This window comes from Streptomyces sp. NPDC058198, assembly GCF_042882605.1.
In the GTDB taxonomy this organism is placed as follows: domain Bacteria; phylum Actinomycetota; class Actinomycetes; order Streptomycetales; family Streptomycetaceae; genus Streptomyces.
The window spans coordinates 510551-525650 of record NZ_JBHVVP010000004.1 but is presented as its reverse complement, the minus strand read 5'-3'; the positions used below and the strand labels follow the sequence as shown (position 1 = coordinate 525650).

The following is a 15100-nucleotide window of genomic DNA, read 5'->3' as shown; positions in this document are numbered from 1 at the left end:
ATGTCACTGCGGCTCCCTGGCGAGGAATTGCCGGGCGTCAGCTGCCAGGGAAGCCATCTGCTCGCCGGCCTCCAGCCAGGTGGTCATCGAGGCACTCCAGCCGCCAGCGGACTTCGGCCATGGCCTCAAGGTCCAGGTCAGCCCGACGTGACCGCCGGTCCGGAAGACAGCGGACACCGTTAGCTCCCTGTCGTTGGTCTGCCACCTCCGTTCGCCGTCCCATCCTCGGAAGTCGGCGGCAAGCTCTTCGAGGAACGGGACCATATCGTTGTCCCAGATCCAAGCAACGACCTCGTTGGTGCGAGCGGTCATGCCCGGCGCCTGCAGCTCGACGGCATAGTGCACGGAGTCTGCGTCGAAGCTGAAGCGATCGCAGAATGTCACGGCGACGGACGTGTTGTCCTGACAGCGGATGGTCACACTGGGCTTGCCGTCGGTGTCGTCGTCCGGTGAGCTCATGGACGGAACGCTAAGCCAGAACCACGTGCGACGTCATTCGGATTCGATGTCGGCGGGGTGGAGGACGGCTTCGGCGATTTCACGGACGCGATCCAGAGTGATGCCGGTCCGCTGCTCGACTGCGAGAGCGTGGTCGGTCGGCTCCAGTTCGATGAAAGGACGCTGCCCGACGGGGCGGGTGTGGAAGTGGGTCTTCAAGTTGATGGTGTTCGATGCGTAGAGGAAGCGGTCGGTGGACAACCAGCCGAAGTACGGCTCCTCGGCCTCACGTCCCGGGGTGTCCCAAAGGTCTGCGGTTCGCGCGAAGTTGTCCCGGCTTAGTGAGACCCATGCCGCCCAGGAGAAGACCTTGTCGCTTCCTATGATCGGTATCTCAACCAGTCCCTTGACGAAGTAGCGCCGTGCCTGGATGACGCACTGATCCGAGGAGAGCAGGCAGTCCGTCGCGTCGGAGAAACCCGGATCCCGGGCGTGGGGGCCGTCGTCGAGTAGTTCGTCGGCAGATCTGCGTGGTGCTCGCCGCAGCACGAGCAGATGAATCCGGGGTTGCTGGTCATGAGCGGAGCCTTATGACCGGTGCCGATGCCCCTGACGTCAGTGCCCCTGCTCGTCGGTCCGTGTGTTGCCGGGAGGTCTGCGGCTGCCTCGATGGTGTGCGCGATCGTGCGGAGTTGATGGATGAACCAGGGATTGGCGGTGGTGCGGAGGGAACTCTCGTTGGGGAGCCGCCGTGTGAACTCGGCATGGAAGGCCCGGAAATCCTCCTCCGCAACCGCGGGCGCCGAGCCCACGAGCGTTGCAGCGGACAGCCGCTCGCCCTCCAAATCCATGACCAACTCCCGGCGCCACAGCAAGTGATAGAGCACCGGCAGCACCGCGACGGGATCCCCGACCATCCGAGCCCCCTTCAACAGGCCACGGGATCGGGTGAACACCGCTCGCAGGTCCGCCACCAGCGGCTCACGCCACACCCGCGGGTGCCGGTAACCCGACAGCCAGCGCAGATTCGCCGCCAGCACGGGATCGAGCATCCCGACCCGCTCGAAGTCCCAGCCGACCTGGGCGCAGGCCACGGCCGTGGCCGCGAACTTCGCCGCGTCCTCGGGCTCGATCCGATCGTCCCTACGCACGTCCAGCACCACGGCCGTGCCGTCCCGACGGCGTACGAAGCAGTCCGGCGTATGGCGGATCCATCGACCCCGGCCGCCGTCCCGCCACGACAACCGGAAAGGCTGCGAGGCCACCCCCACTACATCTGGCTCGGCGTCCAGCCGCATCAGGTGCCCGAGCTCCACCCACGACGCATAGCCCACCAGGTCAGCTCCTGTAGCAGCCCAATACCAGCCCGGGAAGTTCCGCTGACCCCGGTACGACGGGAACCCACACACCTGCCCAGCCGCCTCGAAACGGGTCGGCCACATCACCCCAAGCGGCCCACCATGCTGCTCACCGCAGGCGTCGACATACTCCAGCCAGAAGTCCTCCGCCTCCACTAGCCACCCCCACTCGGCGCCGACCCGGTACGACGACCGTAGGGAGCCGGGCGCGGCGGTGGGTCAAGAAGAGCGAGACAGATCGACAGATGGCCAAGGTTGACTAAGACAAGCGACCAGATGGTTCAGATAGACCGAGACTGGCTCAGCTTCAGTGAGACACGTCAACGGGGCAGCGAGCAGTCACAGCGCGGGGTGAATGTTGCGGGGAACGCTTTTGCAAGCGGGCGCTTGCAAAAGTTAGCGGGGGTGGCGCAGTATGGGCGTATGGCATCACTCAACGTCGGCAATCTCGGTGGGTACCTGCGCGAGCAGCGGCGTAATGCGCAGCTGTCGTTGCGGCAGCTCGCCGATGCCGCTGGGGTGTCCAATCCGTATCTGAGTCAGATCGAGCGCGGACTGCGCAAGCCGAGTGCGGACATTCTGCAGCAGCTGGCCAAGGCGCTGCGGATCTCCGCCGAGACGCTGTATGTGCAGGCCGGGATGCTTGACGAGCGGGAGCGGGAGGAGTTGGAGACGCGTGCCGTCCTCCTCGCCGACCCCTCGATAAATGAGCGGCAGAAGCAGGTGCTGCTGCAGATCTACGAGTCGTTCCGCAAGGAAAACGCGCTCGACGCGGAGAGTACGGAGAGCACGCACGGTAAGGAGACCACGGAACGGGCGGCCGGTGCGGACGTCGACGTCGCCGGGGTCTTCGAGGACACCTCCGCTGACGGCCCCGGCACGGCCGACGGCGGTGCCGAAAGCCCACCCTCACACTGATCCGGGAGGACCACAGTCATGGCCATCGCCGATGACCTGCGCAAGACCCTCACCGACCCGACGCCTCTCTACTTCGCGGCCGGTACCGCCGATCTCGCTGTGGAGCAGGCCAGGAAGGTGCCCGGCCTGATCGAGCAGCTGCGGGCCGAGGCCCCGGTGCGTTTCGACGCCGTACGCAACTCCGACCCCAAGGTTGTCCAGGACCGGGTCACCATCCAGGCCAAGGAGGCCCAGGCGACCGTCCAGGCCAAGGTCAACGAGGTGTTCGGTTCGTTCGACACCGATCTGAAGAAGCTGGGCGAGTCCGCTCAGGACCTGGCGTTGCGGAGCGTGGGTGTGGCCGCGGAGTACGCGGTCAGGGCCCGTGAGACGTACGAGAAGGTCGCCGAGCGCGGCGAGCAGACCGTACGGTCGTGGCGCGGTGAGGCCGCGGACGAGATCACCGAGATCGCCGTCGCCGTCGAGCCCGAGCCCGCGCCGAAGCCCACGCCGAAGCCCGCCTCCGCGCAGCGGCCCGCCCCCGCCCAGAAGGCGAAGCCGGCTCCGGTGGCCGAGGCGAAGAAGCCCGCCGCGGCTCCCAAGCCCCCCGTGGCCAAGAAGGTCACCCCCGCCCCGCGCAAGACGACGGCGAAGAAGAACACGCCGCCGTCCGCCAAGTGAGCGGCGCGTAGGCAGCGGGTAAGCAGCGGGTAGCAGGGCTAAGAGGTACGTATCTAAGGAGACGGGCCGGGCACCTCAAGGGTGTCCGGCCCGTTCTCCAGGTACCTTGGCGTACCGGGCCGAGAGGCGTTTTCCTCCACAAATCAGGCGGTGCTCAGCTTGTTGCTCTCAGGATTCGGCACATTTCTCTGGCTGCTCAATCTGGGCATGCTCGTCCTCGCCGTCCTCGCCTTCGGCCTCTCCGTGATGGCCCGTGAGGACGCCTACCGCGCTGCTGACAAGCAGACCAAGAAGTTCTGGCTGATCATTCTGGGTCTCACGATCGTCGTGAACCTCTTCGTGCCGTTGCAGATCCTGTTCCTGCAGCTCGCGGGGCTTGTCGCCACGATCGTCTTCCTGGTCGACGTACGGCCCGCCGTCCGGCAGATCTCCGGTGGTGGTGGCGGCCGGCGCGGCGGATCGAGCAGCGACGGTCCTTACGGTCCCTACAACGGCGGACGCTGAAACGGTTGCGCGGCCGCCGGGCCTCAGGCCCCGCGGCCCAGCAGCAGGACCGCCACATCGTCGGTGAGCTCACCGCCGTTCAGCTCGCGCACCTGAGCGACCGCCGCCTCCAGCAGGTCGTCGCCGCGCAGCCCCTGCGCCAGCTGCCGGTTGATCATCTCGACCATGCCCTCCTGGCCCAGCCGCTGCGTGGCGCCAGGGCCCATCCGGCCCTCGATCAGGCCGTCGGTGTACATCATCAGACTCCACGACCCGCCCAGCTCGACCTGCCGGCGCGGCCAGCGGGCGCGCGGCAGCAGTCCCAGGGCCGGGCCGCCCTCCTCGTACGCGAGCAGTTGCGCCGCCCGTCCACGGCGGGTGATCAGCGGCGAGGGGTGGCCGGCCAGACAGAGTCCGGCCCGCCGCCCGTCCGGGGAGATGTCGACCGTGCAGAGCGTGGCGAAGATCTCCTCGCTCTCCCGCTCGTGCTCCAGGACCTGCTGGAGCGTGGAGAGCAGCTGGTCGCCGCAGAGCCCGGCCAGCGTCAGTGCCCGCCAGGCGATCCGCAGCTCCACGCCGAGCGCCGCCTCGTCGGGGCCATGGCCGCAGACGTCGCCGATCATCGCGTGGACCGTGCCGTCCGGCGTACGGACCGTGTCGTAGAAGTCCCCGCCCAGCAGGGCTCTGGAGCGGCCGGGCCGGTAGCGGGCGGCGAAGCTCAGGTCCGAGCCCTGGAGCAGCGGGGTGGGCAGCAGGCCGCGCTCCAGCCGGGCGTTCTCCTGGGCCCGCAGCCGGGACTCGGTCAGCTGGCGCTGCGCGATGTCCGCGCGCTTGCGCTCGACGGCGTACCGGATGGCACGGCTCAGCAGCCGCCCGTCCAGCTCGTCGCGGAAGAGATAGTCCTGCGCTCCGACCCGTACCGCCGCGGCCGCGCGCTCGACGTCGCCCTCCGCCGCCAGTGCGAGGACGGCATGGCGGGGCGCGAGCCGCAGAACATGCTTCAGCGGGGCCAGCTCATCGCTGTCGTTCATGCCCGACAGGGCGAGATCCACGAGGATGCAGTGGATGTCGTCCGTGAGCAGCCGCTCGGCCTCGGTGAGGTTGCGGGCGGTACGGATGCGGACGCGCGTACCGGCCCCCTCGGGCAGCTCCGGAGCGGTGAACGTGCCCGCCGGGTCGTCCTCGATCACCAGGAGCATGAGGTCGCCGCCCTTGGCGGTCTCCGCGGCGGGGTGTGTCTCCACTGTTGAACCTGTGCGCTGCCGCGGTACGGGTACGGGCATCGGTCTGGTTTTCCTTCCCTCCCCCCGAGGGCGCGGCGGAGCGACGATCGACGTTCCGCCAGACGGGGACCTTAGCGGTAGCCACGGCCTCAGCGGAATGGCGTATGGATGAAGAGCCACTGTCATATGCCGCTCACCATCAGGCATCCATGGCGATATGGGAGCGTTTCCATGACGAACATCACGCGCGCGGACGGGCTCCGGCACCGGGGAACGTGGGTTGCGTCACATGGCTGCTGTGACCGGCGCCACGGCTACCGCTGCGGACGGCGGCGCCACAACCTTGCTCGCAACCCCGCTCACCCTATTTGTCCGGGCGTACGACCCCGAGGATCAGCATCGAGCCCGCGCCCGCCAGCGTCACATTCCGCCCCGGCCGCGGCGCGTGCACGATCGCGCCGTCGCCGACGTACATCCCCACATGACTGGCGTCCTGGTGGTAGATGATCAGATCGCCGGGCCGCATGTCCTTGATGTCGATCCGCGGCAGCAGCCGCCACTGCTCCTGCGAGGTACGCGGGATACCCCGGCCGGCCGCCGCCCACGCCTGTGAGGTCAGCCCCGAGCAGTCGTACGAGGACGGGCCCTCCGCGCCCCAGACGTACGGCTTGCCGATCTGCCCCGTCGCGAACTCGATCGCCTTCTTGCCCTGCGCGCTCGACGCGCGGTTGATGTCCTTGAGCGCGCCGGAACTGAGCCAGGCCGACTGCGCCTGGAACGCCGCGTCGCTCTCCAGCTGCGCCAGCCGCGCGCGCTCCTCCTTCTCCAGGCTCGCTTCGAGCTTCTTGGCGGCGGCGATCCGCTTCGTGATCTCCTTCTTCGCCTTTTCCTTCTTGGCCCGGTTGGATTCGAGCTTCTGCCACTGCGTGCCCGCGTCCGCGGTGTACGTCGTCAAGTCCTCTTGCGCCCTGGACAGTTCGACGATGAGGTCCTGGGTGGCCTTCTGGCCCTGCTGTATTCGCCCCGCGCCGTCCAGGAAGAGCTGCGGATCGTCGGTGAGGACGAGCTGCGCCTCGGGCGGCAGCCCGCCGCCCCGGTACTGCGCGCGGGCGGCGGCGCCCGCGCGCTTCTTGAGGTCGTCGATCCGCAGCTGGCCCTCGACGATGTCCTCGGCCAGCTGGACGACTTCGGCGGACTGCTTCGCGGCCCGCTCCTCGGCGAGGTTGTACGCGTCGGTGGCGGAGGCGGCCTTCTGGTAGAGGCCGTCGATCTCCTTGCGTATGTCGTCGAGGGACTTCTTGCCGGGGGCGGCGGGCATCCCGGCGGATATCCCGTCGAGCGTCCCGGCGGACGCCCCGGCTCCCGGCGGGAGTTCGACCGGTGGCGGGGGGACGGCGGGCGGTGACGATACGGGCCGCGGGGCGGGCGCCGCGTACGCCTGATTCATCAGATCGGGTGACGCCAGCACGGCGAGCGCACAGACCACAGTGATCGCGGCAGTGGCCCAGCGACGTCGGTTCACAAGCTCCCCCTCCGAGCCAACCCCACACCAGACATACCTGATAAACCGTCAGTTACGTCCTGCCATCGCCGTGATCGTGCCATGCCCTCCGGCAAAACGACAGGGGCAGACGGAACCTCACAGGTCGCACCCACCCCATGAGGGACGAACGGGCAGCCGTTCGTGTTCCCGCGGTCACCCCTGGCTGCCCCGGCCGGAACCGGGCGCGAGGGCCGCCCACTTCACCGTCACCTCGCCCTGCCTCAGCCGGCGCGGATCGGCCACGAGCGGCCAGTCGGCGGCCAGTTCCCGTACGGCCCTGATCCAGCGCTGCCGCGCCCCCAGGGAGGCATACGGAGCGGCCGCCGCCCACGCCCGGTCGAAGTCCCGCAGGAACGCGTGCACCGGCTCGCCCGGCACATTGCGGTGGATCAGCGCCTTCGGCAGCCGCTCCGCGAGATCGGAGGGCCGGCCGAGCGAACCGAGCCGGGTCGCGAAGGTGACCGTCCGCGGTCCCTCGGGGCCGAGCGCGACCCACACATGCCGCCGGCCGATCTCGTCGCAGGTCCCCTCGACCAGCAGGCCGCCGGGCGCGAGGCGCGCGCACAGCCGCGCCCACACCGCGGCGACCTCGCCCTCGTCGTACTGGCGCAGCACATTGGCCGCCCGGATGAGCATCGGCCGCCGGCCGCCGTCCAGCGGTATCTCGAAGCCGCCGTGCCGGAAGCGGAGCCCGTCGCGTTCGTACGGCCGCGCGGCGGCGACCCGGGCCGGGTCGATCTCGATGCCGACGACTTCGGTACGCGGCTCCGCCGTACGCAGCCGCCGCAGCAGCTCGACGGCGGTCCAGGGGGCGGCGCCGTACCCCAGATCCACCACGACGGGGTCGGCCGAGCGGCGCAGCGCGGGGCCGTGCGCGGCGCTGATCCAGCGGTCCATGCGGCGCAGCCGGTTCTGGTGGGTGGTGCCGCGGGTCACCGCGCCCACCGGGCGGGACGCCGGGCGGGAGGGCGGAGGCGCGTACGGCATACGGATGAGCGTAACGACCCCGGGTACCCGGACGAGAGGCCGGAGAGGTCTGCCGAGACGAGAGGCCGGAGAGGCCTGCCGCCGCGGTCGGCCTTCCCGTGCCGGGGCGGGCCACCCGTCGGATGATGAGGGTTGAGCGGGTTGAGCCCTCACCGGCAATGATTTGGCAAAGCGGAATGAAGGAGCCCATTCCGTTGTTGGCCGCCTTCAGAGGGCCTCAAAACCCTCCCTTTGCCGTGCTCAGTGTTCCGAGCGAGAGGACCGTGGACGTGAGCCAGTACGTGTCCCGTATCGCAGGCACGTTCGTCGGACCACCCCGTCTCCGGCTTCCCGGCCACCACCGCCGGCCCCGGCGGATCGCCATGCTCAGCGTCCACACCTCCCCGCTGCACCAGCCGGGGACGGGCGACGCGGGCGGTATGAACGTCTACATCGTCGAGCTGGCGAAGCGGCTGGCCGCCATCGACATCGAGGTGGAGATCTTCACGCGCGCCACGACCGGCGGCCTGTCGCCCACCGTGGAGCTGGCGCCCGGCGTGCTCGTACGGCATGTGGACGCCGGCCCCTACGAGGGCCTGGCCAAGGAAGAGCTGCCCGCGCAGCTCTGCGCCTTCACCCACGGTGTGATGCAGGCATGGGCGGGCCACCGCCCCGGCTACTACGACCTGGTCCACTCCCACTACTGGCTGTCCGGACATGTCGGCTGGCTCGCCTCCGAGCGCTGGGGCGTCCCGCTCGTCCACGCCATGCACACCATGGCGAAGGTCAAGAACGCCGCGCTGGCGGAGGGCGACACCCCCGAGCCCGCGGCCCGTGTCATCGGCGAGACCCAGATCGTGCGCGCCGCCGACCGGCTGATCGCCAATACGGCGGAGGAGACCGACGAACTCGTCCGCTTCTACGACGCCGACCCGGCGAAGGCCGCCGTCGTCCACCCCGGGGTGAACCTGGACTGTTTCTGTCCGGCGGACGGCCGCGCCGCCGCCCGCGCGCGCCTCGGACTGCCGCAGGACGCCTTCATACCGCTCTTCGCGGGCCGTATACAGCCGCTGAAGGCCCCTGACGTGCTGCTGCGGGCCATAGCCGTACTCCTGGAGCAGGATCCCTCGCTGCGTACGAAGCTGGTCGTACCGGTCGTCGGTGGTCCGAGCGGCAGCGGTCTGGCCAAGCCCGAGGGGCTGCAGAAGCTCGCCGCGCGCCTCGGGATCGCCGACATCGTCCAGTTCCGGCCGCCGGTCGGCCAGGACCGGCTCGCGGACTGGTTCCGGGCGGCGTCCGTCCTGGTCATGCCGTCGTACAGCGAGTCCTTCGGCCTGGTCGCCATAGAGGCCCAGGCGGCGGGCACGCCGGTGGTGGCGGCGGCCGTGGGCGGTCTTCCGGTGGCGGTACGGGACGGATCGACCGGCTTCCTCGTCCCCGGCCACGAACCGGCGGCGTACGCGCGTGCGCTGCGCGGCTTCCTGGACCACCCGGAGCTGGTCGACCGGATGGGCGCGGCGGCCTCACGCCACGCGCAGTCCTTCGGCTGGGACACGGCGGCATCGGCGACGGCGGACGTGTATACGGCGGCCATGCAGGATCACCGCCGCCGCGTGCGCGCGCACCACGGCTGAGGTGCGTGCGCGCAGCCGCTGACGTACGCGCGCGCAGCGGCTGCTGAGGTCCGCGCTGACCAACGCTCGGACCATGGCTGACCAACGGTTGGACCATGGCTGACCAACGCTTGGACCATGGCTGACGTACGCTCGGACCATGGCTGACGTACAGCGAACCGATGAGGCGGCGCTCGTGACCCGCGTCATCGAGCGGGCGCTGACATCCGCGGAGCTGGAGTGGGAGAGCCCGCAGCCCGGCTCGTACGTCGTCACCCTCCCCGGCACCCGCAAGCTGTCCACGACCTGCTCCCTGCTGGTCGGGCGGCACGCGCTCTCCCTCAACGCCTTCGTGATCCGCCACCCCGACGAGAACGCCGAGGCCGTCCACCGCTGGCTGCTGGAGCGCAATCTCAAGCTGTACGGCGTGAGTTACGCGGTCGACCGCCTCGGCGACATCTATCTGACGGGCAAACTCCCGCTCGCGGCCGTCACCGAGGACGAGATCGACCGCTTGCTCGGCTCGGTTCTCGAAGCGGCGGACGGCTCCTTCAACACGCTGCTGGAGCTGGGCTTCGCGAGCGCGATCCGCAAGGAGTACGCGTGGCGGGTGTCCCGGGGCGAGTCCACCCGGAACCTGGACGCGTTCGCTCATCTGACCCAGCGCCCTTCGGCCTGACGCGGTCTCAGCGTCCTTCCGGCAACCTCTTTCCCGGCTCTTCCCCGGCGCCTGAGCCCCATGGCATGCTCACTCCAGACGCAGACCTGAACGTCGTTCACATACATGGAGGCGGCTCATGGAGTACGGTCAACGCGCCATCAGCAGAAGGGCATTGCTCGGCAGCGCCGTCGTCGTCGCCGCGGCCGGAGCGGCCGGGGTGGCTGGAACGCCCGGAGCGTCCGCCGCGTCCGGGACTTCCAGGACGGCCGGGACGTCCGGAACTTCCGAGTCGTCCGCGCTCTGGCGTGAGTTCGCCAAGTCGCCGTACACGCACCCCCAGATCCCGTACGTCGGGCAGGCCGGCCAGCGCGCCGGTGCCACCCGCTTCCCCCGGCATCGCGTCGTGGCCGACGTGCGCGCGTACGGCGCCAAGGGCGATGGCTCGGTGGACGACGCCCCCGCGATCAACCGTGCCCTCGCCGCTGCCGGAGCGCGCGGCGGCGGCACGGTCACCCTCCCGCCCGGCACGTACCGGATCGACGACGTGATCCGGATCGGGCACAGCGACGTCGTCCTGCGCGGCGCCGGCAGCGGCCGTACGAAGCTGTACGCGACGAAGAACCTGACCGAGCTGATCGGCCCGTACGGCAGCCGGTACGGCGGCGACAAGTCCAGCTGGTCCTGGGCCGGCGGCCTCATCTGGCTCTGCCCGCAGGAGCGTTGGAACACGCTGACCACCGCCATCAAGGAGCGGGCCTGGCCGTTCGAGGGCTGGACGGGCAACAAGCGCGACGAGTGGCGGACCCTCACCGCCGTCGCCCGCGCAGATCGTGGCGACCGGTCCGTGACCGTGGAGGACACCTCGAAGCTGACGCGCGGACAGCTCGTCCTGCTCCGGCTCGCTGACGACGCGGACCACACCCTCCTGCAGCACATGGCGGGCGGCGGCCCGGGCGCGGAGGCGTACGACTGGAACGCCATGACCAAGCTGACGTCCTACGTGCCCTACGAGTGGCCGGTGCGCATCACCGCCGTACACGGCACGAAGGTCACCCTGGAGCGTCCGCTTCCGCTGGACGTACGCCCTGAGTGGGAGCCGAAGTTCACCACCCTGGCCACGCCGCTCACCGGCTCCGGCGTCGAGGGGCTGACCCTCGCAGCGGTCGAGACGCCGCAGTCCCCGCACCTCCTCGACAAGGGGCACAACGGCGTCGCGTTCCAGTGCGCGTACGACTGCTGGGCCGAGGACGTCGTCGTACGCCACGTCGACAACGGCTTCGGGCTGATCGCCGCGTCCGCGTGCACCCTGCGCCGTACGCGCGTCGCGGGCCGCGGCTCCCACCATCCGTACTACTGCCGCGAGGGCTCGCACGACAATCTGATCGAGGACTTCGTGATCGAGGGGCGTACGGTCCCGGCGCCCGCGGGCACGCAGCTGCACGGCATCAATGTCGAGGGACTGTCCAGCTACAACGTCTGGTCGCGCGGCCGGATGGAGATGGGCACCTTCGACACCCACCGGGGGATGCCGTTCGCCAACGTACGGACCGAGATCACGGTCAGCAACGACGGGCGGCACGGCGGCGACGCCATCGCGGGACCGCTGTACGGAGCGCGGTTCGCGCACTGGAACGTCACCGTCACCAATGAGCGTGCGGGCCTGATCAAGATCGACGAGATCGCCCCGTACAGCGTGACGGCCGGTATCAGCGAGGTCAGGGAGTTCGACCAGATCGACGTCCCGGACTTCGCGGGCGAACTGCACGCGCGCCTGGAGGCGTACGGCCGTCCGGAGGACATCAGGCCGCGCAACCTGTACGAGGCACAGCGCGAGGTGCGTCGGTAGGGAGCCGGGCCTGGAGGTCAGGGCCGGGGGGTAGTCGGGGTGGGCCGGGTCGTGTTGAGCACCGTAGGGCCGCCCCTTTCTGTGTGAGTGTCGCGGCTCCGGGTCGGGCGTCAAGGGCGCTCCTGCGTCGCGTCGGCTACGCCGATTCCGCTGCGCTCCACCCTTGACTCCCGTCCCTCCACCGCAAGTAACTCTTTGAGGGGGGCGGCCGGGGGGAGGGTTCCCCGGGAAGATCCGCTGTTTCCTGGGGTTTGTTCCCGGCCCCCAGGTCGGTGGGTGGATTGCGCGGCAGTGGAATGGGGCGGCCCGGCTCGGCTTAGCGACTGGCCACCGTCCGTGGCCGAGGCACAAGCTGGTGTCTGAGCTCCGTGACCGCATGACACCCCAGAAGCGGGTACGAGAGGCGCTCGACGCCCTGATATGTACCCATTTGCCTGGCCAGTTGGGGTCCTCGGAGGACGGTGCTGTGTCAGGGGGTGCGTTAAGCGGGTTCCCGAGCACATCGGAGCCCTTTACCGGCCCACTTCCGTCCCATACGTCACACCCACCCCGCCACCCACCAAGCTCAGACACCTGCTTGTGCCTCAGACAGCTGATGACGGTCCGACGCTTTGCCGGTGCCGGGCCGCCCCATTCCACTGCCGCGTACACCACCCACCGACCCCAGGACGGCAAAGCGCCCCGGCCACTAGCGAGCCGTCCCGGGGAACCCTCCCCCCGGCCGCCCCCACTGCCTTCACTTGCGGTGGAGGGACGGGGGTCACGGGTGGAGCGGAGCGGAATCGGCGTAGCCGACGTGACGCAGGAGCGCCCTTGACGCCCGACCCGGAGCCGCGACACTCACACAGAAAGGGGCGGCCCCACGGTGCTCAACACGACCCGACCCACCCCGGCTACCCCCCCGGCCCTGACCCACAGACAAAGGTCTGATGACAACCCTCTGTGACCGTCCAAGCGTCCTCACAGCTCAGCGCAGGAAGCCGCGCTCGTCGACTCGGCGTGTCGGTGGTGTGCCGAGGAAGACCTCGGGCGAGGCGGGACCGTAGGAGATGTTGAACGTATCGAGCCGGTATGACCACGGCCCGCCCCTGGTGCCGACGAACCGGTAGTTGATCTGCCGAGGGCGTCGGCGACGACGGGAGCGGGCATCTCCAGGACGTGCTGGCGGATCGCGGAGACCCGGCTGGCGACGGGCATGCGCGATCATGACCGGAATGGACACTCGTTTTCTTGGTATCGCCGATCTGGCCGAAGCCCCGTCCGTGGCGGTCGTGGTCGACGTCATGCGTGCTTTCACCGTGGCTGCCTGGGCCTTTGCCCAGGGGGCGGAAAAGATCGTTCTTGCTGAGTCGCTGGACGAAGCCCTGGCGCTCAAGGCCCGCCACCCGGATTGGGTGGCGCTCAAAGACGGTCCGTCCGCGCCCGGGTTCGACACCGTCAACTCGCCGGGCCTGCTGCGGTCTATTGACCTTGGCGGACGGACCGTTGTGCAGAAAACCACGGCAGGGACAGTCGGCGCCCTTGCGGTCAAGGAGGCGTCGCTGGTGCTGTGCGCCAGCTTCGTGGTGGCGGAGGCAACGGCTCGGCTCTTGCGGACACGCGAGAGTGACAGTGTCACGTTCGTGGTCACTGGCGAAGGTGGACAGGCCGATGAAGATCTGGCGTGCGCTCAATACATCGCTCGGAGAGCCGCCGGGGCTGGGACGGATGCTGCCGATTTCCTCCGCCGCGCTGCCGCGTCGCGCGCCGCCGCCGAGCTGGCGGAGGGTGTGCGTCAAGGAGTCCATCCTGATGACGTCGCACTCTGTCTTGAGCTCGACCGGTTCCCCTTTGCCATGGTGGCGACCTTGGAAGACTCGCTCATGGTCCTGCGTCCATGCGACGTGCCTTCGCTGACCGACGAGGCTTCGATCTGAGAAGCGAGAGCCAGCATCCGGTCGGCTATGCGGCATCAGCTGCATGTCCCGATGAGCGAGGCTTACGTGAGCTGACTGTCGGCGATCCGAGCGTCTGCGGCCTGACCGCCCGTGGCCTGACCGCCCGCGTCCGCTGCCGACTGCATCTCCGTCGCAGACCGCACTTCCGCCGCCGACCGCACCTCCACCGCCGCCTCGGCCTCCGGTTCCGACAGTCCCCGCATCAGCAGCCAGTAGCCCAGCCCCGCCACCGTACCCAGCACCGCGCACGCCCCCCACAGCCACTCCGCGCCGAAGCGGTCGATGACGAAGCCCGCCATCAACGGGGCCACCAGCCCCGCCACCGACCAGGACATCGTGTACATGCCCTGGTAGCGGCCCCGGCCGTGGAGGGGGGAGAGCCGTACCACCAGGCCGGTCTGGGTCGGGGCGTTGACGATCTCGGCCAGCGTCCAGACGCAGACGGTCAGCGCGTAGACGGCGATCGACCCGGCGAACGCCGTCAGCCCGAAGCCGTACCCCGCGACCAGCGACGAGATGATCAGCAGCCGGCGGGGATCGCGGTGCTGGATGAAGCGGGTGACCGGGATCTGCATCACCACGATCAGCGCACCGTTGACCGCGATGGCCATACCGAATTCGACGCTGGAGAACCCGTCCGTGCCCATGGCCACCGGCAGACCGACGTACCCCTGCTGGAAGATCAGTGCGACGACGAAGGACAGCGAGACGACCGTCATGAAGCGGCCGTCCCGCAGGACCGTCCCCATCCGGACCTCCGCCTCGGCCCCGGCTCCTGCCCCCGCCCCTGCCCCCGCGAGCTTCTCCGGCGTGGGCTTCGCACGCTCGGGCCGGGATTCTGGCAGCTTCAGGTAGACCAGTACGGCACAGGCGAGCGTCAGCGCCCCCTCGCCCAGGAAGCCCGCGAGATAGCTGTGCTGCGCGATGAACCCCGCGCCCGCCGCCGAGACCGCGAAACCCAGGTTGATCGCCCAGTAGTTGAGCGAGAACGCCCGTACCCGATCCTCCGGCTTGACGATGTCCGCCACCATCGCCTGCACCGCCGGACGGGAAGCGCTGGAGGTCACCCCGACCAGGAACGCCACCGCCGCGATGGCCACCGGACCCTCCATGAAACCGAGTAGCGCCACCGAAGCGGCCGTCGACGACTGCGCGATCAGCATCGTGGGCCGGCGGCCGAGCCGGTCGGTCATCACCCCCGCGCCGAGCGAGGAGACGACCCCGCCGAGTCCATGGAGCGCGACCACGAGACCGGCGTACGAGGCGGAGTAGCCCCGGTCCAGAGTGAGATAGAGCGCCATGAACGTGGCGACGAATGCCCCGAGCCGGTTGACCAGGGTGCTCGTCCACAGCCACCAGAACTCCCGGGGCAGTCCCGAGACGCTTTCCCTCGCGGCACGTCTCAGACCGGCGACGGACGTGGCGACGGACATGCGGCATCCCCCAGGACAGCG

14 protein-coding genes are annotated in these 15100 nt (G+C 69.4%); 7 read left to right on the top strand and 7 right to left on the bottom strand.

Annotated elements, in window-relative coordinates; genetic code table 11:
- Window positions 1-3 precede the first annotated feature (3 nt).
- The 3 genes from ACFVWW_RS18515 to ACFVWW_RS18505 are packed head-to-tail and all read right to left on the bottom strand — an operon-like array spanning window position 4 to window position 1880.
- Window positions 4-459 carry a DUF6228 family protein gene (locus ACFVWW_RS18515; protein WP_386878561.1) on the bottom strand — a complete coding sequence of 152 codons (456 nt, stop codon included), beginning with the start codon at window positions 457-459 and terminating at the stop codon, window positions 4-6.
- Between the two features lie 33 nt (window positions 460-492).
- The gene (locus ACFVWW_RS18510; RefSeq protein WP_384337239.1) at window positions 493-870 is read right to left on the bottom strand and encodes a DUF2199 domain-containing protein; all 378 of its coding nucleotides are present in this window, start codon (window positions 868-870) and stop codon (window positions 493-495) included.
- The gene (locus ACFVWW_RS18505) at window positions 819-1880 is read right to left on the bottom strand and encodes a TnsA-like heteromeric transposase endonuclease subunit (RefSeq protein WP_386878704.1); all 1062 of its coding nucleotides are present in this window, start codon (window positions 1878-1880) and stop codon (window positions 819-821) included. Before ACFVWW_RS18505 ends, ACFVWW_RS18510 begins: the two co-directional genes overlap by 52 nt.
- Before the next feature lie 339 nt (window positions 1881-2219).
- Here ACFVWW_RS18505 and ACFVWW_RS18500 point away from each other — a divergent pair, with 339 nt between their 5' ends.
- The 3 genes from ACFVWW_RS18500 to ACFVWW_RS18490 all read left to right on the top strand — a co-directional run bounded on the left by ACFVWW_RS18500 (window position 2220) and on the right by ACFVWW_RS18490 (window position 3878).
- Window positions 2220-2714: a helix-turn-helix domain-containing protein gene (locus ACFVWW_RS18500; protein WP_384185319.1), complete on the top strand. Its 495-nt coding sequence runs from the start codon at window positions 2220-2222 to the stop codon at window positions 2712-2714.
- Window positions 2715-2732: 18 nt separating this feature from the next.
- A complete protein-coding gene (locus tag ACFVWW_RS18495) occupies window positions 2733-3374 on the top strand; it encodes a hypothetical protein (RefSeq protein ID WP_384185321.1) in 642 nt (213 codons plus the stop codon).
- A 159-nt stretch (window positions 3375-3533) separates the two neighbouring features.
- A complete protein-coding gene (locus ACFVWW_RS18490) occupies window positions 3534-3878 on the top strand; it encodes a DUF2516 family protein (protein ID WP_384185352.1) in 345 nt (114 codons plus the stop codon).
- A 23-nt stretch (window positions 3879-3901) separates the two neighbouring features.
- Here the strand turns inward: ACFVWW_RS18490 and ACFVWW_RS18485 are convergent, their stop codons facing one another.
- The 3 genes from ACFVWW_RS18485 to ACFVWW_RS18475 all read right to left on the bottom strand — a co-directional run bounded on the left by ACFVWW_RS18485 (window position 3902) and on the right by ACFVWW_RS18475 (window position 7610).
- On the bottom strand, window positions 3902-5140 hold the full coding sequence (locus tag ACFVWW_RS18485) for a PP2C family protein-serine/threonine phosphatase (RefSeq protein WP_384337201.1): 1239 nt from the start codon (window positions 5138-5140) through the stop codon (window positions 3902-3904).
- Window positions 5141-5444: 304 nt separating this feature from the next.
- The gene (locus ACFVWW_RS18480; RefSeq protein ID WP_386878562.1) at window positions 5445-6602 is read right to left on the bottom strand and encodes a C40 family peptidase; all 1158 of its coding nucleotides are present in this window, start codon (window positions 6600-6602) and stop codon (window positions 5445-5447) included.
- Between the two features lie 174 nt (window positions 6603-6776).
- Window positions 6777-7610, bottom strand: coding sequence for a class I SAM-dependent methyltransferase (locus tag ACFVWW_RS18475; RefSeq protein WP_386878563.1), 834 nt, complete (start codon window positions 7608-7610; stop codon window positions 6777-6779).
- Window positions 7611-7879: 269 nt separating this feature from the next.
- Here ACFVWW_RS18475 and mshA point away from each other — a divergent pair, with 269 nt between their 5' ends.
- The 4 genes from mshA (at window position 7880) to ACFVWW_RS18455 (ending at window position 13625) form a co-directional block, all read left to right on the top strand.
- Window positions 7880-9223, top strand: coding sequence for a D-inositol-3-phosphate glycosyltransferase (mshA, locus tag ACFVWW_RS18470; protein WP_384337197.1), 1344 nt, complete (start codon window positions 7880-7882; stop codon window positions 9221-9223).
- Between the two features lie 139 nt (window positions 9224-9362).
- Window positions 9363-9881, top strand: a complete 519-nt coding sequence (locus ACFVWW_RS18465; RefSeq protein ID WP_386878564.1) for a YbjN domain-containing protein — start codon at window positions 9363-9365, stop codon at window positions 9879-9881.
- Window positions 9882-9999: 118 nt separating this feature from the next.
- Window positions 10000-11709, top strand: a complete 1710-nt coding sequence (locus ACFVWW_RS18460) for a glycosyl hydrolase family 28-related protein (RefSeq protein WP_386878565.1) — start codon at window positions 10000-10002, stop codon at window positions 11707-11709.
- A gap of 1214 nt (window positions 11710-12923) precedes the next feature.
- Window positions 12924-13625: a 2-phosphosulfolactate phosphatase gene (locus ACFVWW_RS18455; RefSeq protein WP_386878566.1), complete on the top strand. Its 702-nt coding sequence runs from the start codon at window positions 12924-12926 to the stop codon at window positions 13623-13625.
- A gap of 62 nt (window positions 13626-13687) precedes the next feature.
- Here the strand turns inward: ACFVWW_RS18455 and ACFVWW_RS18450 are convergent, their stop codons facing one another.
- On the bottom strand, window positions 13688-15079 hold the full coding sequence (locus tag ACFVWW_RS18450) for an MDR family MFS transporter (RefSeq protein WP_386878567.1): 1392 nt from the start codon (window positions 15077-15079) through the stop codon (window positions 13688-13690).
- Between the last annotated feature and the right edge of the window lie 21 nt (window positions 15080-15100).